Origin of the sequence: uncultured Butyricimonas sp. (assembly GCF_959596855.1) — a bacterium.
In the GTDB taxonomy this organism is placed as follows: Bacteria; Bacteroidota; Bacteroidia; order Bacteroidales; family Marinifilaceae; genus Butyricimonas; species Butyricimonas muris.
The window spans coordinates 82,782-105,862 of the sequence record NZ_CAUFYA010000009.1; the positions used below are offsets into that span (position 1 = coordinate 82,782).

A 23,081-nucleotide genomic window follows, 5' to 3' on the forward strand; every position below is an offset into this window, starting at 1 on the left:
GAAACTTGTCAAACGTAATTTCCGTTTAACACATAAAACATTAAAGTATGAAGAGGAAAACATTATTTATCGCAACATTATTACTGGCAGGAACGCTGGTATCGTATACCGATGCATGTACCCGAGTGGTATATATCGGACAAAACGGCATGGTCGTAACAGGCAGGACTATGGACTGGAAAGAAGATTTAAAGTCAAATATTTACGTGTTTCCCAGAGGGATTGAGAGAGCGGGAGCCGACAAAGGGAACACGATGCATTGGAAATCAAAATACGGTAGTGTCATCACCGCCGGATATGATATCGGTACTTCCGACGGGATGAACGAGAAAGGATTGGTTGCCAACCTCCTGTATCTGGCTGAATCCGATTACTACCGTCCGAATGACACTCGTCCAGTAATGGGAATCAGTATATGGACACAATACGTGTTGGACAATTTCGCCACGGTAGACGAGGCGGTAAACGAATTGCGCAAGGAAACTTTCCGCATCGACGCACCGGATATGCCGAACGGAGCCAAATCAACATTACATCTTGCTATCTCGGATGCCTCGGGTAACAGTGCCATTTTTGAATACATCAAAGGCAAACTGGTCATACACGAGGGGAAAGAATACCAAGTAATGACAAACTCTCCTTCCTACGAACAGCAAATCACGTTGAACAATTACTGGAAGCAAATCGGCGGTCTGGTGATGCTACCGGGCACGAACCGTGCAGCCGACCGTTTTGTCAGGGCTTCCTTTTACATCAATGCTATCCCGCAAACAGACAAACAACAGGAAGCCGTGGCTGGAGTATTCAGTGTTATCCGAAATGTATCGGTTCCTCTCGGGATTTCAACTCCCGATCAACCGAATATTTCCTCCACGCGTTGGAGAACTGTTTCAGACCAAAAGAATAAGGTTTACTTCTTTGAATCTACAATAACCCCGAATGTATTCTGGCTTGACTTGAAAGGTCTGGATTTCACGGAAGGAGCACCGGTAAAGAAACTGAACTTGGCAAACGGGGAAGTTTACGCCGGAAATGCCGATAAACACATGGTTACAAGTCCCTCGTTCAAATTTCTATTCGAAGCGATTTATAATTAAAAAGAGGCTGTGCTAAAAGTGAAGTTGAAGTGAACCCTAAAAGTTTTTTGTCTAACTTTTAGGGTTCACTTCAAAATGGCTTTTGACACAGCCTCTTATTAACCTTATTGTAATTGCCGGATGCGAACATCAATCTTAGTGTCCTTCAAGTTTTTTTGTAATTCTTCCACGTAAGTATTGCCGTAGTGGTAAGGATAGAGCACTTTCGGGTTTACCATTCGGGCAGCTTTGTCCGCCTGCGCGACGGTCATCGTGTAAGGCTGATTTACCGGTAAAAAGGCAATTTCTATATCTTTCAATCTCTTCAATTCGGGAATATCTTCCGTATCTCCCGCAACATAAATTCTCGTGCCGCCTAAGGTTAGGACATAACCGTTATCCCGGTCTTTCGGGTGATACATTTCTCTTCCGGGTGTCGTGTTATAAGCAGGTACAGCCTCCACTTTCAACCAAGGAGTCACTTGTATCTGATCTCCATTTTTCATGACATCTCCTTTACCCAACTTCTCTCGGGCAGAAGCGTTAATCACGATTCTGGTATCTTTCTTCTCCACGTCCGCTATGGCTTTCGGGTCCAAATGGTCAGCATGTTCATGGGTAATCAATATCACGTCCGCCTTGGGCAAAGTGCTGTAATCCGCATAGTCGGAAACCGGATCTACATAGATGATCTTCCCGTCAAACTCAAACATCAGACTACCATGTTTTATAAAAGTAATCTTCAAAGACTTCCCGTCTTTCGTCACGAACGAATCGGATTCGAATTTCTGCGCTATACTTGTCATACCTGCAATCAATAAAAGAATCGTGAATAATGTTTTCATATTGTTCAAGTTAGTTGATAAAACACTAACCCGTTTGCCTGATTTACGACAACGGGACATTCAAAGTTATATATTATTTCTCAACGAATCACAACGTGGCCACCAATTCTCTTTGACTTTTAAAGAAATGTATCCGCTGTAAATCGCCGCTCTCGGATATCAATGTCGAGAATCTTTTCAAGGAAAGAATCCAGCTTTTCACGCTCTCGAAGGTCTTATCGTCCAAAGACGCTATCCCGTTCAACGTGAATGCCTTTATCAGACTAAGGTTATATTTCTGCGTGTGAACATAGGAGTACGTCGTGTCGAAATTAATATTGGATATATAAAAATGTATCCTGTTCCCGTTATCGAATCTCCCTTTTGCCGCCAAGCGTTCCAAACAATTCAAAAAATGGAACAATTCTTCTTTCAATTCCTGCACGTCGGCATTGGATATCAGGTTCACGCTGGCAAAATATTTGATATCATTGATCAGGTAAAGGAATATCATGTTATCGAATATATAACTCGTGTCTTTTACCCGACGAGCCTCCACGACCAAATCCTTCTGTATACGAACTAACCGTTCCTCCGGTACGATTTCATGTAATGTCTTCACGGAATCCAACCCGTCCCTTTGGGCTTTCCACTTGAACAGGTAGAACCTTGAAAGAAATTTGTAATCCTGATAAAGGGGTTGCGGCAGTATGTTCGTGGAAGATGCACTCTCGGAATAGGTTTTCTCGTCAAGAGTCCGGAATACATCCACGTAATTCTCCATCATCAGGAAATCCGTTTCCAACGGGTTAAAAAACTCTGTCAACTTCAACTGGAAAGGCCTGCTTTTCGGGGACACGGATTCCAAAAGACTATCCACCGAAATATTCATTTCTTTCGAGATCAGCGCCGTTTCCAATAACGTGAAAGGAACGTCCCCCCGTAACCGACGATATATCGCCTCCTTCCCAATACATAATATATTTCCCAGAACACTCGCCAAATTTTCCTCGTGAGGCACTTTCGTTCGTATGGCATTCAATAAGTTATCATGCAAAACTTCTTGTTTCATTTTTCCTTTCCGTATTTTTAAATATTCTTTTGCCGATAACATACGCCTCCTTCGGATGACTCGACCAAGATACGATATTTTCAAAATAAACCAAACAAGATTTTATAATATCATTTCCATTTTTTCCTATAAAATCAAATTATCGAAAATAATCCCGATTTCCGGTAAATATCATTCCAAATGACGTCCATTTCAAAAAATGAGGATTCCAACATTAGACCAAGGCTTTATTTTCAAAAATAAAAACACACGCCTGATTTTCCTTTATATTTAGAACTGACAGAGGTGAAAATCCTCATTGATTCCTACTGTAATTAGAAAATCACTCTATACATTTGTCATATAACAATTAGGTCACAAAACGTAAGGAGATTTACATAAATGATAAATAAGCATCACATCACCAATGGCCACATCCAATTCCACATCCAGAAATAATCCGTAGAACGGATTATATCAATATCGTGTCCCAGGCCAGGCGATCAGATCTAGCGCACCTCAACTACCTTCAATGCCAGACTGGTCGCCATTTCTTTTTTACCCGTGCGTGCATTTTTTCCGTCTTTAAAGACTTACTTTTCAAACTCATTTTTATAACTTTGTGTTCGTGCAAAAATTTCAAGCAAATGCTAACATTTATTATTTCAATCGGATTACTAATCGTCGCTTATTTCACCTACGGGAAATTTGTTGAACGATTTTTCGGGGCATCATCCACTATCGCTACCCCAGTAAAACGTCTTGCAGACGGAGTGGATTACCATGAACTGAAGCCTTGGCGTATTTTCGTGATTCAGTTTTTAAATATTGCCGGATTGGGTCCCATCTTCGGGGCAATTCTCGGTGCCGCCTACGGTCCCATGGCTTACGTGTGGATCGTTGTCGGTTGTATATTCATGGGCGCCACTCATGACTATTTTTCCGGAATGCTATCTACCCGTCACGACGGGACCAGTCTGCCCGACATCGTGGGCAAATACCTCGGTAACGGGGTGCGCAAGTTCATGACGTTCTTCACGGGCTTTCTGTTGCTAGCCGTCGGGGTTTCTTTCGTGAACGGTCCGGCAGAACTATTAGGCAGCCTGACCAAGATGAGCATGACGCCTTGGTTATACATCATATTTGCTTATTATATTATAGCGACCTTATTACCAATCAATAAGATAATCGGTAAAATCTATCCGTTCATGGGTGCCGCCCTGATATTTATGGCTGTCAGCGTGGGAGCCTATTTGCTTTACGGCGGATTTAGCGGAGAACTTGTTTTGGAGAACCTGACTTTCGATTCCATGCGCAATATGCATACCGATCCGCAACACAATATTCTTTTCCCGATGTTATTCATCGTGATTTCCTGTGGAGCCATTTCCGGTTTCCATGCCACGCAGTCGCCCATGATGGCACGCTGCATGACAGACGAGAAGTACGGGCGTCCGATTTTCTACGGGGCAATGATTTGCGAGGGTATCGTTGCCATGATCTGGGCCACGGCAGCCATGGCATTCTTCGGTGGAGCGGAAGGGCTGAATACGGCAGCACAAGGAGGTGCAACCCCGGCAATTATCGTGAACCAGATATGTAACTCTTGGCTGGGACGCTTCGGAGCAATTATTGCCATCATCGGCGTGGTCGTTTGTCCCATCACTTCCGGCGACACGGCATTCCGAAGTATGCGATTGATTATCGCCGACGCCTTGAAATTTAACCAGAAACCGATTAAGAACCGCTTGATGGTATCCATTCCAATTTTCGCGGTCGCCTACCTGCTCTGCAACGTGGATTTCTCCACTATCTGGAAATACGTGGGAATAGGTAATCAAGTATTGGCAACCATCACCCTATGGACAGCCGCCACTTATCTGGCAAAGAAAGGCAAACCGCATTGGATGATGTCGCTTCCGGCAACATTCCTGAGTGTCGTGTGCGCTACCTATTTTATGATTGCCCCTTACAAGGTCGGCGGATTATTTATTGCTCCCGCCATCAGCTACCCGGTAGGAATCGTGGTCGGACTCGGGTTATTCGTGTTATTTATTACGAAAGTAGCAAAGCATAAAACTACCTAAACACGCCTAGAACAAGAGCGGGGAATTTGCAATGAAGCCGTGCGATAGAAGAGAAGCAATAATATCTCTCGTTATGCAAATCCCCCAACTCTAAAATTTTATCTCATCATCATGGATGTTTTGGGTTTATTTTCGTTTACCAATTCTTCCAATTTATCCATCAAGGCTTTTCCTCGCAAATTGGTTCCCACGATACGTCCCTCTTTATCCAACACCAAAATATAAGGTATTCCCGAGAATTGATACTGTTTCATCACGTCTTTCCCGGCTTGTGGAGCGCATACTTGTTCCCAAGGCATATTTTCCTCTGCCAAGGCTTTTTTCCAAGCGGCATCGCTCTTGTCGATAGACACGCTGAAAAAAGCCACTCCTTTGTCCGCGTACTTCTCATAAGCCTCTTTCAAGTGAGGAATCTCACCCCGGCAAGGACCACACCATGAAGCCCAAAAATCCATGACGAGATATTTCCCTTTAAAATCTTGCGGGCCTAAATTCTTTTTCCCGTCGGGAGTCGGACAAGAAAATTCAGGTGCCATTCCACCTTGCTTTATAAGCTCCTGTTGTGCACGAGCCGCTTTAAAATCTTTCACTGCCACGCTAGTCGGATATTTTGCCTCCAGTATTGTCAAGACTTTCTGAACTGTTTCGGTATACTCTTCTCCTCGCAATTTGGCAAGGACTGTTACCACGGCTTCCCGGTCTGCATATTCCTCTGCCCAATGCAGCAAACGTCCGGACATATCATGACTAACTACTTCTCCCAACCGTGTCATCAACTGTTGTTTTACAGAATCTGCAACTCCCGCCTGACTATATACCGGACGGGCAAAAGCTCCCGCTAACTGTATATTCTGGAAAGCCTCCCAATTCAATTTATCCAACACTTCATTGTTTTTTCCTCCGGCAACACGAATATACACCGGACGAATAACTTTAATTTTGGCATTACCGAAACCGGGGAAATCAACGTGCACGTCTTCATCACCTGCCCAAAATTCAACCCGCTGTCCGCCCTGACACTCCAAAATATACACACCGGGTTGTTCCACCCTCATTTTCAATTCATAAGTCCCATCCGATTTTGCCTCACAAGAATCTATCGCTTGCTTGGAAAACCCTTCCTTCTTGAGGACTCTGATGATATTTCCTTTATCACTCAAAGCCGCAATCTTTCCGGTTATCACGATCGTGGGACGGTAATTCTTGTCATTCTTCTCCGGGTGTCTTAGCTTATCGGCAATTATCAAAAAAGAATTTTTGAATGACGCCGATTCCTTTGCATCCGGCTTCCGGTCACAAGCCATAGCAAACTGTTCCATCCACTTTGCCACCTCTTCACGCACGGTCATATCCTTGCATCCGACATTCACTCGTAACCCCCAATTATACACGACAAAAGTATTATCTTCACCCGCTTGCAAACGTTCATTTCCCAACTGCACGTACTCTTCCCAATCTCCCGCTTTCATGGCATAATTCATACGGGCATCACTGATAATCTGTCCTTTCCTATCTATATCCTTTTTCATCAAATCTCGGACATACTTCTCGAATCCTTTTTCATCGAATACTCCGATCCCGTCTTCTACCTTCCAGTATCGGTAAGCACCACCATTGTACAATTGGAATAATTTCTTTCCTACCTCTTTCTCCCCGTACAAATTAATAAACTCTTTCCGATTCTTGTACACGTATTTAGCCTCATCAGAATCGACATCCTTCACGTATTTTATAAACAAATCCCAATATTCCCGTTCTTTTAACTTGGTTTTATCCAACGTGTCAAAATAGTCCAAACAGATATCTGCCGATTTCTTTCCCTCCCCGGCAACATCCAGCACTTCCATGTACTCCTGTATAAAACCGGGCTGACGATTTCCTTCCGCATACATCTTATTCATTGAAGTATATCCGTTTCCTTCAATCGCCCGGACTGCTTCCCTTAACAGAATCTTCCCGTCCGGAGCCCCCACGATACGATGTGACATATTGCCGTCTTCATCCAAAAAAAGTAAAGTCGGGTACCCTGTCACCTTGTATCGTTTGTTCAATTCTTTCCCCTGAGCGGTTCCCATGTCCATCTTCACGTTGATAAAACGGGAATTAAAATATTCCCCAACTTCCGGCTTGGTAAATACTTCTTGTGCCAACCTTTTGCACGGTACACACCACACGGTATAGCAATCCATAAAAATCGGCTTACCGGTTTTCTTCGATTCGGCTAATGCCTCATTCCAAGAACCTTCAAAAAAACGTATACCCGTTTCTACTTCTGCTTTCGTTTGCACGGGCTGGGCAACTGTCATTTGAGCCCGAGAGTCTTTCACATCAGCCAATAACATCCCAATGATACTTACGATCGTAAGTAAATAACAATACTTCATATCCTTTTAATTTATAAATTAGTTTACTTTATTTTCCATCCCATGTCTTTCACTTTCCCGAAACCATAAAACGGTTTTTGAGTACTCAAATCCACCGCACCGCTGGAAGGATTCACTCTTAACTGGTACACCGTTCCTTTTCCTTCCTGTTCGTTATACGTGGCAATATACAACACTTCACAAGCATTAGGCGGAGTATTTGCCATCATCATCGAACCCTGATAATATTTCTGCAACCGGATACAAGTCACCTCATCCCCGTTCGGGTCTTCCCACACGGCATCACCGGTACTGTTCGTAGACTTATAATCGTACAGGTACACTTTACTACCGGCTGCATAATAGAGTATTTCACCCTTGTATCCGGCGGTCATAGAAGAAATCCCATCCGACAGTCCTTTACAATTTGCCATATCATACTTCCCGACGCCTATCATATTTTGAGTCATTATACTACAAAAATCGGCTGCCAGCAAATAGTAATGTTCTTGCCTGTCTTTCATGATCACGTATTCATAATGACTCCAACCGTAATCACTCATGACCAGTTCCAATCCCACATCATTACAATCGAACGCAATCCCCGCGCTCTGAATAGGCAAAGCGACAACCTCCGTCCGATTCGATTTTATACACATAAACTTCCGGTTCTCCTGATCATACACGACACCGCTATAACCGGAACTCATATTTGCGCACCATTTTGCCAGTTTTCCATACTCCCCGGTGCAAGGTACCCCGAAAAACAAATTCGTCCGGTCCGCCCCGCTCGTGGAAAAATTAACCGTGTGCATCTTCCCGTCATTCATTACTAATTCCCGTTTATTGTAAAAAGCGGTATAACAATCAGGAGCCTGTACAGAAGGAGTCGTCCAGAACATATCATTGAATGAATATAATTTACTGAAGGAAGAGGGTGCCACGCCAACCATATCTTTATCGGTCACCGCTATTACTGCCTGCGGATTCGTGGAAACGGAATACAGCAAACGAACAGGTTTACCGTCCAAAGGGACATCATTGAACGTCGAATATATATCCACCCATGTTTGTTCCCTAGTCACGTTCGGGGCTATCAGTTTATCCACGATCAAACCGACATCCGTTTTACCATCCCGTTCGTACAACACCATCCATCCCTCGCTCAACGCCGCATTCACTTTCAACCCGAATTTCATAAACTCCCGGGTATTCGTCTGTTTGTTCAGTACCGTGAACACCAATTCCCAGTTCCGCTCTTCCAACTCCACGGGAATCTTCAATTCAATCTGTTCGGCGACTGTATCCCGATCCGCGATCGGGGTTCCCATGCCCTGTTGATAAACTACCCAACTAAATTCCAACTCCGGGTATTGCGCCTCGGAACCATTCACCAGTTTTCCCTTGTAATACACCTTCAAAGGAATGTCCAGAACATCCATCCGGGCAATAGAATAGTCCGCTTGAATCAACCCGCCTGTCGAATCAATAACAATCTCGTCCAATTCCCGGTAATCGTAATTACCCTTGTCGTCGTAACACGCCCATAATCCCGTACAGGCAACAATCAGCGATATAATATATTTCAAAAAATTCATAGCCTTACACTTTAGAAAGTTATCGGTCCGTATTCATCCGATAGCGGACGATCCGGGTTCTCCGGGTTATTATTGTACTCCTCAACGGCAAGCCTGCATTTCGCCTGTAAATACTGGGCTTCAAAATAAGATATCTCGTAAGGTGGGGTAGGTGTACCTTGATAGATCACCCGAAGAATTATTTTTCCCGTCACCTTAATCATAAATTGATACTTCTTATGACTATACGTGCCAAAAAACTTCTTTAACGGCTGGTACGTTTCCGGATCGTCATCCCAATATTGAGGTTTTTCCTCCTTATCCTTGATATTCAATTTTAGAGAAGTATATTCCTTCGCTCCTGTTTCAAATCTTTCATTTTCCTTCAAGCCGAAAGAAAGAGAGAATATCTTATTCTTAAAATCTGACGTATTCTTCAAATATATCGGGAAACTTCCCCCGGTAGTCCCTGCCTTTAACACGTAAGACGGCAACACGTAATGCTCCCCGACAATCACTGTCGAGGCATCACCTCCCGTGGCTTCCAATTCAAACGTGTAATCCTCTTTCAACGGCACTCCCGCCAACTTCACGTAGAACATTACCGAGTCCAACTCCGTATTCAGCGGGCGGAACGCGTAATTGTATTCCGTACTATCCACTCTTCCTTCCAAAGATTCGGTTCCGAACCAAAGATTCAATGCACGCGACTCCTCATCAAACATCAGTTTGTCGTCTTCCTCGCAGGCACACAACACCAAAGCGATGATAACACCCAAATATATCATTTGTCTTTTCATAATACCTTCTTATTTATTGCTTACCCAACCCGGATTCTGTAACTCTGCTTTCGGCATCGGCAGTTTGTACACCCCCTGACCGATCACGTCCGCATCCGTCCCTTTGATCATCGGTAAATTCAACCGCTTGTAATGAAAAAATAATTGTCCTTCCCCGATTATTTCCTTCCGGAATTCAGACAACAGAACAGCATCAAAATCCGTCACATCAGCCTCTCCCAAGTCTGCAACGCCCCTGTGATGCCGTACTTCATTCAACGCTGCCAACACATCCCCGGATGTATAATGACGACACTCGGCAAGGATATAGTACATTTCCGACAAACGGAGCAACGGCATCTTGTTCCGGTAAGACGCCGGCCAAGCGGTAGTACCATTCCCTTCCAACTGATCGTATTTTTTGAGGTAGCGCAACGTATTACTCAACCCGGTGCCGGTTTTGAACTGGTACAAATAACGATAATCCTGAGCCGACTCGTAATACCCCAATAATGTTGACTCGCTCACCGCGAAAACAGAATTACTCCCGGAGAAATACTTCTCGGCACGACTTCCCAGCGTCACCACGTTCAAAGCAAACAAATGTTCCGTGGAAAAAGAAAGATCCGCCATTTTCTCGTCCGTCAAATTGGACTGTTTCACCCACTCGAACTTACCGGACTCGATGACCTCCGAGGCACAACTTGCAGCATTCGCGTAATCTTTCTTGTACAGGTACACCCGTGCCTGCAATCCTTTCACCGCATAATAGTTCAAGTGAACCTGTCGATGAAGTAAATACCCGTTATCGTCGGTTTCCGTGACGGTCTTTCCCGTGTATATCGGGTCATTTTTCAAGTACTCCAATGAAGCTCCCAGATCCTCCAGCACCTTGCCGACAACCTCCTTCACCGTTCTCTGCGGGAAGGTTTCCGGCGTGTAAGCCGTCACGTAAGGAATTGCCATCTTATCCGGATTCTCCGCGTAGCTTGCCCCGAACAAACGTAACAAATCAAAATGCAGGAATGCACGCAAAGCCAAAGCCTCCCCTTTAATCACGTCATAATTCACACCCGAAAATACCGACTTTTTGCCGTCAATCTCTTCCAGCAGTTTATTGGCATTGGCAACCGCGTTATACAAACCGTTCCACACGGAATCAATCCGCACCTCCGGTTTCGTATTCTCGTATTTATAGTCCTTATCGTCAGTATAGTCTGTCGGCAGATTATCCCACTCCTGAGCCAACACGCCCAACATCCCGAAAGTCAACTCTTTGCCGTAAAGATATTCCTGTGTCATGATACTGTAGACACCCGCCAACGCTTCCTTGAACCCGCTCTCGGAAGAATACAGGTCCTTGTCCTTCACCTGTGATTTCGGCTCTACGTCCAACCAATCGTTACATGATGCGAACATCAGCAAAACCAAGCCGCAACACAGGTATTTTCCGTAATTATTTATTTTATTTCTCATAATCCTGTTCTGTTATCGTTAAAAAGTTGCCTGCAATCCCAAAGAATAAGTTCTGGCGAAAGGATACTCTAATCCTCTTTCGGCCTTTACCGAAGATACCCGAAACACATCCGTCATATAGAACGACATTTTCAAACGTTCCACGAACTTCGATATATGTAAATGCCGGAAATCATACGACACGTTCAACGAGGCAAGTGACAATTCGTTCAAACGCTCCACGAATCGGTCAGTCGGACGGGTTGTCGTCGGCGTATCGGAAATCTTTTTGAAGAAAGTGACATCACCGGCTTCTTTCCATGTTCCCGTGAATACCCGCTTGTCCACGTTATACTGTATATCCACGTTCTCCACCCGGTCTACCAGAGTCTGGTTGTAATAATCACCCCCCAACTTGTAACTGAAAGAGCAATTCAATGAAATTCCCATGTACTCGGCGTTAAACCCGAAATTACCCTGCATCTTCGGATTGGACTCGCCACACACCACTTGATCATTGATATTCCACACGTAAGTCTTCTTCCCGTTACGGTCTAAAAACATCTCGCTACCAGTTGCCGGATCAATCCCTAGCGAGCGTACCGCCCAGATAGCACTCGTGGATTGCCCCTCTTCAAAACGGGTATACGGTTTCGAGGGATTCACGTCGTCATCATCCTGTGCCTCGTTCGATTTCGTCAAGGCGTCAGAGATTTTCACGATCTTATTCTTGTTGGAAGAAACCGAACCGAAAACCGTGAAATAGGAATCCTTCTCTATATTATTGTATAACTTCCAACTCAACGTGGCATCAAATCCCCTGTTCTGCACCTCTCCCAGATTTTCCTTGAACGTACTGAATCCCGTAGAACCCGACAAATCAAAATCCACCAGCAGATTATCCGTGTTACTGATATAATAATCGAAACGTAACGTCAACCCGTCCAATAAACGGGCATCGAAACCGATATTGATGTCCCTTGTCTGTTGCCATTTCAACTTATCGTTTGCCATACCCATCAAATACGCGCCCACGATATTATCATACTCGGCACTCGTGAAATACTTGTATGTAGCCATCGCTTGATAAGGGTTGAAATTCTGACTTCCGGTATATCCTATTGAAGCCCGTAATTTCAGTTGATTCAGCCATTCCTGATTGCTTAGAAAACTCTCGTAGTGCATATTCCAGCCGATACCGGCAGACCAGAAACTCCCCCAACGATTGTCAGCCCCGTACACCGAAGAACCGCTCAGACGATAGGAAAGATCCGCCAGATACCGGTTATCATAGGAATAATTGACGGCTCCCACCACACCGATTTCCCGGGTTGTGGCATCATCTCCCGTCGGGGTACCGTTCTCCGCGTACTGCTTGGCAAAAGCGATATGATCTACTTTATCGTTCAAAAATCCCCATGCCTCCATACCGTGATAATCATAACTATCCTGCTGTATATTCCAGTTCAGGTTGGCAAACAGTAAATGTTTGTCCCACTGCTTGGAATAATTAAATGTCGCATCAATCTTCAATGTCTTGTTCGTTCCGTCTTTGATATAATAAGACCCCCGTTTAAAATAATCATCCCCCGTCCAATCGGCAAACTTCGTGTGATTACCCGGGTAAAAATCTTCCCGGCTATCCTGTTTTTGCGTGTAACCGAAACGACCGATAAACTTCAAATCCGAGAACATCTGCCACTCGACGTAAAAATTATCGGTCACTTCCGTGTACTTCGAGAAATTCTTCGTCCCGAGGGTAGTATTATACAAGGGATTGTAATACACCGTTGCCGTTTGCCAATCTCTCGGTTGGAATTGTCCCAGCACCCGCTTCAGATTCCCGTTCTCGTCACGAGGGCTCCAGTAAGGATTCAATTTCGTGTACTCGGAAAAACTACCATAAGGCGAATCGTTCGCTTTATTGAAAGTAACGCTCAACACGTTCCGGAATAACAAACTTTTGTAACGATACGACAACGTGATCGCCCCTGCCACGTTCTCCCTATCGGAACCTTTCATGACTCCCGCGACCTTGTTGTAAGACACGTCAACCCCGTAACGCAGATAATCATCTCCCCCTTCCAGATACAAGGAATGTTTGTGTCCCACGCCTGTCCGCAACGGCTTTGCCAACCAATAGGTATTAACACCCCGGGCGATATCTTTTTGTATCTGATTGTATTGCTCCATCCGGAATTGAGTATCTTCCGGATAATAAGCCGTGTAACGTCCGGCATCCAGTTCTACCTGCAATTTCTCCCTCGCGTTACACAAATCATAACTCGTCAGATCCGGTCCCGTGATATTCAGGTCCCCGGAATAAGTCACTTTCAACATTCCCTTTTCCGGCTGTATCGTTTCGATTACGACCACCCCGTTAGCGGCACGCGAACCGTAAATAGCTTTGGCTGCCGCGTCTTTCAAAAGCGTAACCGAAGCCACCCTATTCATGTCGAGATCAAACACTTTCTCCGTGGTCGCTTCAAAACCATCCAAAATGAAAAGAGGCTGATTCGGGTTGGAACTGTAATCACCTTTCACGTTCGGTAAACTGGAAGCCCCCCGAATCTGAATATCCGGCATACGGTTCGGGTCGGAACCGAAATCCACGCTCTCCGTCACGATGAACGAAGGGTCCATGTTCTTTAAACTTTGCAAGATATTCTGATTCCCCAAGCGCTTTAAATCCGCTTGCTTGAAAGTCGTGGCAGCACCCGTGAAACTCTCCGCTTTACGGGTAAAGATACCCGTAACCACCACTTGTTCCATCTCCATCACGTCGGGTTCCATCGTCACGTTCAATTCCTTCTCACCCCGGTAAGTAACTTCTTTCGTCTGCATCCCGACAAACGAGAAAACCAAAACAATATCCCCGTCCGACGACACGGGCAGCTTATACTTCCCGTCCACATCCGTGGCACATCCCAACGTAGTCCCCTTTACAACAACCGTCACCCCCGGCAACGGTTCTCCCCGCTCATCCTTCACCGTCCCGGAAATCATACGCGGCTCCACGCGAGTAACGCTACTTTTCGTACTTTTTTTAACAACATACACGCCATCCACTTTCGAGAACTCGAATCCCGTTCCTTCCAGAATCTTCCCGAGAGCCACATCAACAGGAACGTTCACCAGATTCAATTCTTTACACTTCTGATCGCCCAAGAGTTGCCGGTTGAAAAGAATCTCAACCCCGGTCTGATCCTTGAATTTGATCAAAACATTATTCAGGCTTTCAGCTTTAGTGCTAAAGGTTACCACACGAGTCGAATCCTCCGTTGCCGCGTGAGCCAACGAAACGAAAAACAACAAGTGCAACACCAACAACATTTTTCGTGAAAATACAGACTGAATATGCCTGTCAGGTGTCTTTTTTTTTCATACATTTGTTTTATTAATTCGTTAATATTAATGAATCAGTGGAGAATGTCATCTAAAGTTTGCCGACTACAGAATGCATTCTCTACTTTTTTACTTCCTTATCACTTTTATCGTGTCACTTTCAATCGTGAACTTCACTTCAACCCCTTCCTCGAAAAGTCGTAACATGGTTTCAATCTTCCCGTAACGACTGAGAGTCCCCGAAAAGACCAATTCTTTCAGAGCCGGATCGGTGAAAACAATCTTCACGTTATACCATCTTTCCAGTTCCCGTGCAATCTCTTCCAGCGTCTCGTTTTCAAAACTGAAACGTTTATCCCGCCACGCGATCTCGTTATACACTTTCACTTCTCTGATTTCCGGCGTTTCGGAACCTTCCGCCAGACTCAACCGGTAACCCGGTTTAAGTTTCAATTCCGCAATTCGATCACTGCTGAACCCGATTACACCTTCGACCAAAGTCGCTTTCAATTGCCCGTCGTCCCGGTAACGCTTGACATTAAACTCCGTACCGTACACCTTCACGTTACCCAAATCCGTCTCCACGATAAAAGGCTTACGCTCATCCTTGGTAACGACAAAATATGCCTCCCCCGATAAATACACGCGTCTTTCATCTCCCGCAAACACGGTCGGAATCTTCAACTCCGTATCGGAGTTCAACCAAACCATTGTCCCATCACTCAATTCTACCTGATACTCACCACCCTTCGGGATCATAATCGTGTTGTACGTTACTTCCGATTTTTGAAGACCACTATACTTGATAACGCCCGCGTCTTTCTGTACCTCAATCCCGTCCACCTTATACAACATCGTATCCGCCAACATCTCCACATCCACCTTTTTCCCGTCAGCCAAAAGAATAATCGCCTTATTCCCACCGGGTACCCATTCTTTATTCACATTAGCCAACCGATCCGGCTGCTTCTCTCCTTTATTCAAGAACAAAATACCTCCGCCAACAGCCAACAAGATGAATAAACAAGCGGCAAAACGATACACGTACCGGACGATCTTCTTTCGCCTCGAATCCCGCTCTTTCCGTACATGCTCGTCAAATCCCGCGATCATCACGGATATATCCGTATCCAACTCACACGTCGTTTCGTCAGCCGACCAAACCCGATGAATACGCTCGTAATACTCCTTATGCCGTTCGTCCCTCGTCAACCATTCTTGAAACATTGCCTCCTCCGCAGGCGACAACGTCCGGCGAACTTTTCGCAACAAGATATCCCAACTAATATGATTTTTCTCCATAATTTTCAATCCAATCATTCGGTTTTGTCTATAATTAACACGAGATCAAAAGCGGATGACATGATTGAGGAAAAAAATTTATCTTTGTCAAAAATATTCTATCTCGGATGGACGAATTCTCGAAAAAGGATGAACTGGGCTCCCGAATAAAAAAGCGGGATGTAAAGGCTTTTCATGAATTGTACCGGACTTCATTCCGTCCTCTGCAACATTATGCCATGCGTTATCTTTATGACTGGAAAGAAGCAGAAGACATGGTACAAGATGCTTTTCTATCCCTATGGTCGTACCCGGAAAGGTACGATGAAAAGCTGTCCGTTTCATATTACCTGCTCGGAATCGTGAAAAACAAATGCATGAATTATTTGAGGAACCTTGACATTCAATATAAACATCAGGACAAAATCATCGAGGCAATGTTATTCTCAAATATTGAAGACCCGGAAATCGATGAAGATATTCACGAGCGACTCAACCGTATACTGGAATTATTGCCGGACAAACAACGCGAAGTCGTGTTATTGCACATCGTGGAAAAGAAGAAAATCAAAGAAATAGCGGAACAAATGGATATTGCCGAAACCACGGTAAAAACTCACTTCAAACGTGCCATGACAATCCTAAGGAACAATCTTAAATTCATTTTATTCGGGATATAAACATCATGCTGAACGCAACAAAAGACCTTGCGTTCAGCATGACACAAACAATAAAACGGACTTTCGAAACCTGTCAATCAGTTCATCCGAATAGCCCTTACAGCTTTTCCCCCGCTTCTTTTCTCCCCTTCTTTGTTATATTTTTCTTCTTCCATTTTGGCTTTGTCCGCACCTAAAGTATCGCCGTTTTTAGTCAACAGGCGGGCTTTGGAGTTCATCAAGTTAGCCTTGGCGAAATAGTCATTCGTCCGGGCACATCGAGCATCAAGCCAATCAATACCTTCCTGCACAAGGGCTTTGTCGTCACAACCGGTCAAAGCCTCGATATTGTTCTGGAAATACATCTGATCTTCCCCGCCACGGAACACGTTGTACTTGAAGGCTTCCCGCATACTGTTCAACATTCCCCGGTAATCACCCTTTCTTATATATTCGGCAGTAAATAAAGTTGCCAAAGAACCCGGCACGAAAGCATAATCCAATGACTGGAGAAGTTTGACCAATTCGGTATTTCTCGCCTCATCAAAATCCCCGTTACCCGGACGCCAATACGCGATCTCCGACACGGCTCCTTTTATTGCCATTTCCAATTTATAATCCACCACCTCTTTACCGGCAACTTCATAGAAACGACCGATATTAGCCATCACCTGCCGCAAAGGTTTTGACAACGGATCACTCACGTTCTTCTTGATCAAATCCCAGTTTTCCTTGGTCACGATCTCGTCGTCCGACAAAGCATTCAAGTATTCCGCGGCAACGGCACCCTGTTTTTCCTGCATATAGGCAGAAGCCAACGCGTTCAGATAACGACTCAACAGATCAACACTTCTCTCTCCCGCATCATAACGCATTGTCAACCCGCTCAAGTTATTCCGTGGATCATTGGCAATCTTTCCGCCCTCCATCAACCACTCGGCAGAACCGGCGCCAACCATCTTATGCACCACTTGTCGCGTGTTCGGGTCCACGAAAACCAAAGTCGGAAACGCCTTCACGTCAAAGGTGTTTTTCAGTATCACACCGTCGGCATCTTTCTCCATGTCATACTTCACGTTCACGAAATCCCGGTTAAATTGATTTCCCACGTCCTCACGGGTGAAAACATTGGCCGAAAGCATTTTACAAGGTCCGCACCATGAAGTGTAACAATCAATAAAAATCAACTTCTTCTCTTTCTTTGCTTTCTTCAGAATCTTTTTCCATTCCTTGGTTTGTTCGAAACGGATTCCCTGTTCCTGTGCCCGGGCACCCAGAACAATCGCGGTCAACAAAATGACTATCACGTACAATCTCTTCATTACATACAATATTAATTAGACATCCTTATGATTTAAACTTCTTTTTCAAACCGGAAACGATATCGTCAAACTCCTTCGTGATACCTTCTTTAAATTCCGGGCTAAGTTCGTCAAACCCGAAGAAAACCGAAAGTACTACCTCACATTTTCCATCTCCCTTGGGATAAATGTCAAACGCGTACACCCATTGTTTTTCCCCGGCATAGTCGGATTTCGTCACGAAATAACAGATTTTGAAATTGTCATAGTCAATCACGCTGATGTGTTGACTTCTTTTCTTTCCGGCTTTCGTTTCCAATTCAATTTTGGCATTCAATGCCTTTTCCTCGCAGGTAAAAGTCTTCACTCCCGAGAATTTCCTGTAATTACCCGGTTCGGACATATAGTCCCATACCTTTTGCGCGGAAGCCTTCAAAACGACTTTCTTCTCCACCGCCGGCGGGATTCTTTTAGCCGCAGTCATTTGCGCGGAGGCGATGCCTGCCGTGCAAAGTATCATCATTAAGCACAAAAACTTTTTCATCTCTCGTTTTTTTATAGAGTTGAGGAATACCGTACGGTTGCTGTGTCGATCGAAAAGAAGCATAATATCTCTCGTTATACATGTATCCCTCAAACTCTTGTATTATTTACATGCCCATTGCCGGCATGGCAACACTCTTTTTCTTCCCGCTAACCAATTCCGCCAACTTGTCGGTCAAGGCTTTTCCCCTCAAATTCTTCGCCACGATACGCCCTTCCTTATCGATAACCAAGATATAAGGGATTCCCGAGAACTGATACTGTTTCATCACGTCTTTCCCGGCTTTCGGGGCACACACTTGCGCCCACGGCATATTCTCCTCTTTCATTGCCTTTCTCCAAGCGGCATCATCCTTGTCAATCGACACGCTGAAGAATACAACACCCTTGTTACTGTATTCCTTGTAAGCCTCTTTCAAATGAGGGATTTCCGCGCGACACGGACCACACCAAGAAGCCCAGAAGTCCAACACGAGGATTTTGCCCTTGAAGTCCTGCGGTCCCAGTTGTTTCTTTCCGTCGGGCGTGGGGAACGAAAATTCCGGAGCCATTTTCCCTTCAGCCAAACGCTCCTTCTGTGCTTTCGCCTCGGCTCTATCCGCCTTGAATCTAAGCAGGGGCGCATAATTCGGGTTCACTTTTTCCAAACGGGCAAGCACCTGTTCTACCAATGCCTCGTCTTCCTCGCCACGCAACGCGGGCAGTACCGCCAACACGCTATTCCGGTCGGCATAATGCTCCGCGAGGAATCTTGCACGAGCACGGGACTCGTCACCCAACATATCGTAAAACTTCCCGGACACTTCCTGTTTTGCCGCATCGTCAATCCCGGGGATGCGATAAACTCCTTGAGAAATCCCGATCATCAACTGGTACCCCCGGTAACCGTCCCAGTTCATGAGATTCATCACCTCGTTGTTAGGTCCCCCGTTAATATACACGTAAGGGGGATTTTTGATTTTAATTCTAGCGGTATCCTCCCCGCGGAAATTAATTTCCAAATCTTCGTCCTCTGCCCAAAACGACACGGACTGCCATTTCTGGCAATCCAAGGTGTAAACCCCCGGTTTGTCCACTTTCATTTTAAACTCGTACGTGCCGTCAGCGTTCACTTTACATGAATCAAGAACCGTCTTGTCAAAGCCTTGACGTTCCACGATTTCCATGTTAAAACGGTTGTACGGGAATTTCACTTTTCCCTTGATCGTTATCGTCTTTTGGGCGAAAACAGAACTTGTAAGCATCACCATACAAGCCACAAACATTACACTTAAAAATTTCCTCATACTATTATTATTAAATCCATTAAAATTCAACGCGACTTATTTTAATTCAGCCGCCAATTTCTCGAAATAGGTACGGTACGACATCGATTCGGCAGCCGCATTCTCGAACCAACGGGCTGCACGTGCCCTCAACTCCTTGTCTTTGCAGTTCTTGGTTATCCTTAGCCCCCAGTTATACAATAACAAATCCGAAACCTTGCCATTTTTCAACAGCGCGTCACCCTCAGTCACGTAAGTTTTCCAGTCCCCGGTCTTCTCGGCATTATTCATTCTCGCGTTCGCCGCGATGTCTTCCCAACCGTCAACTTTCGCCTTTTTCATCCGCTTCACGTAACGCTCAAAACCTTTCTTATCCAACACCTTTGCGCCCTCTTTTTCCTGCACGAACCGATTCGCCCCGGTTGCCCACACGGATTGTATCTTACGATTCACTTGTTGTTCCCCGTAAAGTGAAACGAGATGTTCCCGGTTCGCGTATACATACCGGAACAAATCACTATCCACATCATTCACGTACCGGACAAAGATATCCCAATACTTTTTCTCGTTCAATTTCTCCCGGTCGAGCGTGGCGAAATACTCCAACGTCACCTTCTGTGCGTCCTCTCCCAAGTTAGCCATCCCGAGCACTTCCAGATAAGAAGTTATAAACTCCGGCTCCCGGTTTCCATCGGCATACTCGTTTTGCATATAACTTAATCCTTTACCTTCCAACACGAGTTTCCCTTGCCTGATTAATTCATCCGCACCCAATCCTCCTACCACGCAATGTACTATTTCCCCGTCACCATGAATAAAATTCAACGTGGGATAAGCTCTCACGCCATAACGCTTGCTCAATTCTTTCCCCTCGCCCTTCTCCATGTCCACCTTCACGTTAATAAACTTCTCGTTGAACAAAGCGGCAACATCAGGATCGACAAAGGTCGTTTGAGCCATTTGTTTACAAGGTCCGCACCAAGAGGTATAGCAATCCATAAATATCAATTTATTCTCTTGTTTTGCCTTTGCCAGAATCTCGTTCCAGCTCCCGGCGCTAAATTCTATCCCCTGTGCTTTTTTCAAAGCCTCCTGCCCGTACCCGATAAAAGGTTCCGCTTCGGTGTAACCACCTGCCAAATACACGAGCTTACCATCCCCGTTCACGAAAACAAAAGCGGGATACCCCGACGTCCCGTATTTCTGTGCCAATTCCTTCTCTTTACCGAAATCCAACTTCAGATTGATAAAATTCTCGTTGTAAAAATCAGCTACTTTATCCAACGAGAAGATATTCTTCACCATCATCACGCACGGTTGGCAGTAATCGGTATAAGCATCGATAAAAATCAACTTCTTTTCCTTCTTCGCCTTCACCAACGCCTCCTTGAACCCGATTTCCTCGAATAGAATAGAACGTTTGTTACTTCTCTTTACTTCCGCTTCTTTCACCGCCTTTTGTCCCTTTTCCAAAAAAACTTCCGGTTTCTGTGCTAAAATAAAAGGACTGACGACACCCAGAATATCCCCGTCCGGCATAAAGAAACCGTAAGTGGGGTACATATTCATCACCAGCTTCGGGGCAAATGCCTTCCCCGCCTCCGTTCCCATATCTATATGAATGGCCACGATATTCCGGTTACAGAAATCCATAATCCCCGGCACGGAGAACAATTTCCGCTCCGCCTCATCCCGTTTCTTCCGGTCTTCGGGAGTACGAGCCTTCATCATCGCGTCGACCAACACGATTTTGCCCTCCTTTTGAGCCAACTCCGCGGCTTGTTCCCACGTCAGATCCTTGAATACCGATTTATACTTCTGTGCTTTCACCGACAATCCAAACATCACTAACAGGAGAACAACACTCAACCACGTTCCGATTCTACTATTCTTTTTCATGGATAATTCTTTTTGAGGCTGTCTGAAAGATTCTTTTCAAACAACCTCATTTCTCTATACTTATTTATTCTTTGTACAATATATCAACGATCTTGCCGAAACCGCCATAAGGTTTATCGGTTCCGTCCACGATCGCACCCGTCAATTCATTGAATCCTACCAAGTAGATTTTTCCTTCTCCGCTACCTGTCAACGTCGAAACGATCAACAGTTTCCCGTCTTGAGCATGTCCGGAGTTTTTAAATACTTTAATCCCGGTAATTGTTTCCCCGGTAAACGAGTGAACGACAGTTCCCGCGTTTGTCGAAGCATATTTATACTGGCACAAGTCACTACCGGAAGAATAGAAACACACGTTTCCTTGATTTCCGAAAGCGTAATAAGAATCCCCGTTTATTCCTTCACAGTTATCCATCGCGTATTTCTTCACCGGCGAGGCTTCCGTTCCGGAGAAATCCATCACGTACAATGCGTACTCGGATGTTTGCGTGTCGTAAAAAACAGCATAAGTGTAAGAATTGAAACCGTTATCCATAAACTTCAACTCTTTGGAAGCACCGATATCATCCAGATCGAACTCACCGCTTGCGGTAGATTCAAACTCACCCACCTGTGAACCGAATATATTTATAGGGGCAAAACGTTTGTTTTTCTTGTCGAAAATCACGGTTGAGAATGTACTGGTAGATATACGCGGCAAATAAGGAGCCGCTTCATAATCCCCGTTCAACCGGTCGCCAAAGGTTGTCACCCCCATAGACGTGTGATCCCAAACGTAAACCAATCCGTTATTGATAAGCATCTCTATCGGGCGACTTGTTACCATAAAAGCCCCGGGAGCGGGAGTTATACTCATCGGGAAAGAGAACCACGACGGATAATCACTCGACATGATCTCGTATGTATCAATATCCAAGGTTACACCTCCGGTTTCAGTAAAGAAATAAAGTGCTTTATTATCCGTTGCTGCATCAACAGAAACAAATCCCAGAAATTTCCCATCCGTTATTTCCAGATCATTAACACCGGAATAGACATGATAATAAGTCTGTTCGTCCGATTCCAAGATATCCGGCAATAACTTGGCAGACTTTATCAAATGCAAATCATAGATACCGTTATTCTCATCCATCACGCACAACCCGCGGGAAACGAGAGTTTCAACATTCAACTTTAACGTGAAAGCCTCTTGAATATTCTGAAGATGGTCGGTCACCGTCAAGGTCAGATAATACGCGCCCGGTATCTCGTAAATAATCGTATCGAACACCGCTTTCGTGTACAACACGACTGCCGAATCATATTTAGTCACATCTTCATCCTTCTGGGGGACTTGCGGGTAAATTTTCCACTCGTACGACAGATCTTCCTTGTTCCCCGCATATTTCACATCCACGGGTACTTTAAAATTCTCGAACTGATACGCCGTTTGTTGTGCCTTAATACCTGTCGTGTCGATCTGCAACGACGTTAATTCCTTGTAATCATAATTACCCTTGTCATCATAGCAATTACATAAACTGAAGATGGCAACCAGTAAAAAAATGATCTGTATTATAAATCTCTTGTTCATAAA

16 protein-coding genes are annotated in these 23,081 nt (G+C 44.8%); 3 read left to right on the forward strand and 13 right to left on the reverse strand.

Features of this window, described 5'->3' with window-relative positions:
- The first annotated feature begins 47 nt into the window (after nt 1-47).
- Nucleotides 48-1,097 carry a linear amide C-N hydrolase gene (locus Q5866_RS06175; protein WP_099291568.1) on the forward strand — a complete coding sequence of 350 codons (1,050 nt, stop codon included), beginning with the start codon at nt 48-50 and terminating at the stop codon, nt 1,095-1,097.
- A gap of 104 nt (nt 1,098-1,201) precedes the next feature.
- On the opposite strand, the gene Q5866_RS06180 is transcribed toward Q5866_RS06175, so the two are convergent.
- On the reverse strand, nt 1,202-1,921 hold the full coding sequence (locus Q5866_RS06180) for an MBL fold metallo-hydrolase (protein WP_255469506.1): 720 nt from the start codon (nt 1,919-1,921) through the stop codon (nt 1,202-1,204).
- An 88-nt stretch (nt 1,922-2,009) separates the two neighbouring features.
- Nucleotides 2,010-2,972: a helix-turn-helix domain-containing protein gene (locus Q5866_RS06185; protein ID WP_186976018.1), complete on the reverse strand. Its 963-nt coding sequence runs from the start codon at nt 2,970-2,972 to the stop codon at nt 2,010-2,012.
- A 626-nt stretch (nt 2,973-3,598) separates the two neighbouring features.
- On the opposite strand from Q5866_RS06185, the gene Q5866_RS06190 reads away from it, so the two are divergent.
- On the forward strand, nt 3,599-5,038 hold the full coding sequence (locus Q5866_RS06190) for a carbon starvation protein A (RefSeq protein WP_303179504.1): 1,440 nt from the start codon (nt 3,599-3,601) through the stop codon (nt 5,036-5,038).
- A 98-nt stretch (nt 5,039-5,136) separates the two neighbouring features.
- Here the strand turns inward: Q5866_RS06190 and Q5866_RS06195 are convergent, their stop codons facing one another.
- From Q5866_RS06195 to Q5866_RS06220, 6 genes are all read right to left on the reverse strand, one after another.
- Nucleotides 5,137-7,422 carry a TlpA family protein disulfide reductase gene (locus Q5866_RS06195; RefSeq protein ID WP_303179506.1) on the reverse strand — a complete coding sequence of 762 codons (2,286 nt, stop codon included), beginning with the start codon at nt 7,420-7,422 and terminating at the stop codon, nt 5,137-5,139.
- 23 nt (nt 7,423-7,445) lie between these two features.
- Complete coding sequence (locus Q5866_RS06200; RefSeq protein ID WP_186976021.1) at nt 7,446-8,999, reverse strand: PKD-like family lipoprotein; 1,554 nt, start codon at nt 8,997-8,999, stop codon at nt 7,446-7,448.
- 11 nt (nt 9,000-9,010) lie between these two features.
- Entirely contained in the window at nt 9,011-9,778 is a 768-nt protein-coding gene (locus Q5866_RS06205) for a DUF4843 domain-containing protein (RefSeq protein ID WP_292265370.1), read from the reverse strand.
- Between the two features lie 9 nt (nt 9,779-9,787).
- Nucleotides 9,788-11,233: a RagB/SusD family nutrient uptake outer membrane protein gene (locus tag Q5866_RS06210; RefSeq protein ID WP_292265368.1), complete on the reverse strand. Its 1,446-nt coding sequence runs from the start codon at nt 11,231-11,233 to the stop codon at nt 9,788-9,790.
- An 18-nt stretch (nt 11,234-11,251) separates the two neighbouring features.
- Entirely contained in the window at nt 11,252-14,545 is a 3,294-nt protein-coding gene (locus Q5866_RS06215) for a SusC/RagA family TonB-linked outer membrane protein (RefSeq protein WP_303179509.1), read from the reverse strand.
- A 141-nt stretch (nt 14,546-14,686) separates the two neighbouring features.
- Complete coding sequence (locus Q5866_RS06220; protein ID WP_099291873.1) at nt 14,687-15,859, reverse strand: FecR family protein; 1,173 nt, start codon at nt 15,857-15,859, stop codon at nt 14,687-14,689.
- A 107-nt stretch (nt 15,860-15,966) separates the two neighbouring features.
- Between Q5866_RS06220 and Q5866_RS06225 the strand changes: the two genes are divergently transcribed.
- Nucleotides 15,967-16,518, forward strand: a complete 552-nt coding sequence (locus Q5866_RS06225; protein ID WP_303179512.1) for an RNA polymerase sigma-70 factor — start codon at nt 15,967-15,969, stop codon at nt 16,516-16,518.
- Nucleotides 16,519-16,595: 77 nt separating this feature from the next.
- Here the strand turns inward: Q5866_RS06225 and Q5866_RS06230 are convergent, their stop codons facing one another.
- The 5 genes from Q5866_RS06230 to Q5866_RS06250 all read right to left on the reverse strand — a co-directional run bounded on the left by Q5866_RS06230 (nt 16,596) and on the right by Q5866_RS06250 (nt 23,078).
- Nucleotides 16,596-17,819, reverse strand: a complete 1,224-nt coding sequence (locus Q5866_RS06230; protein ID WP_099291559.1) for a thioredoxin domain-containing protein — start codon at nt 17,817-17,819, stop codon at nt 16,596-16,598.
- A gap of 25 nt (nt 17,820-17,844) precedes the next feature.
- Nucleotides 17,845-18,342: an SRPBCC family protein gene (locus Q5866_RS06235; protein WP_099291558.1), complete on the reverse strand. Its 498-nt coding sequence runs from the start codon at nt 18,340-18,342 to the stop codon at nt 17,845-17,847.
- 106 nt (nt 18,343-18,448) lie between these two features.
- Nucleotides 18,449-19,627 carry a TlpA disulfide reductase family protein gene (locus tag Q5866_RS06240; RefSeq protein WP_099291557.1) on the reverse strand — a complete coding sequence of 393 codons (1,179 nt, stop codon included), beginning with the start codon at nt 19,625-19,627 and terminating at the stop codon, nt 18,449-18,451.
- Between the two features lie 36 nt (nt 19,628-19,663).
- Complete coding sequence (locus Q5866_RS06245) at nt 19,664-21,505, reverse strand: thioredoxin fold domain-containing protein (RefSeq protein WP_303179515.1); 1,842 nt, start codon at nt 21,503-21,505, stop codon at nt 19,664-19,666.
- 64 nt (nt 21,506-21,569) lie between these two features.
- Nucleotides 21,570-23,078 (reverse strand): PKD-like family lipoprotein, encoded by a 1,509-nt coding sequence (locus Q5866_RS06250; RefSeq protein WP_227216585.1) that lies wholly within the window; start codon nt 23,076-23,078, stop codon nt 21,570-21,572.
- Nucleotides 23,079-23,081: the final 3 nt, after the last annotated feature.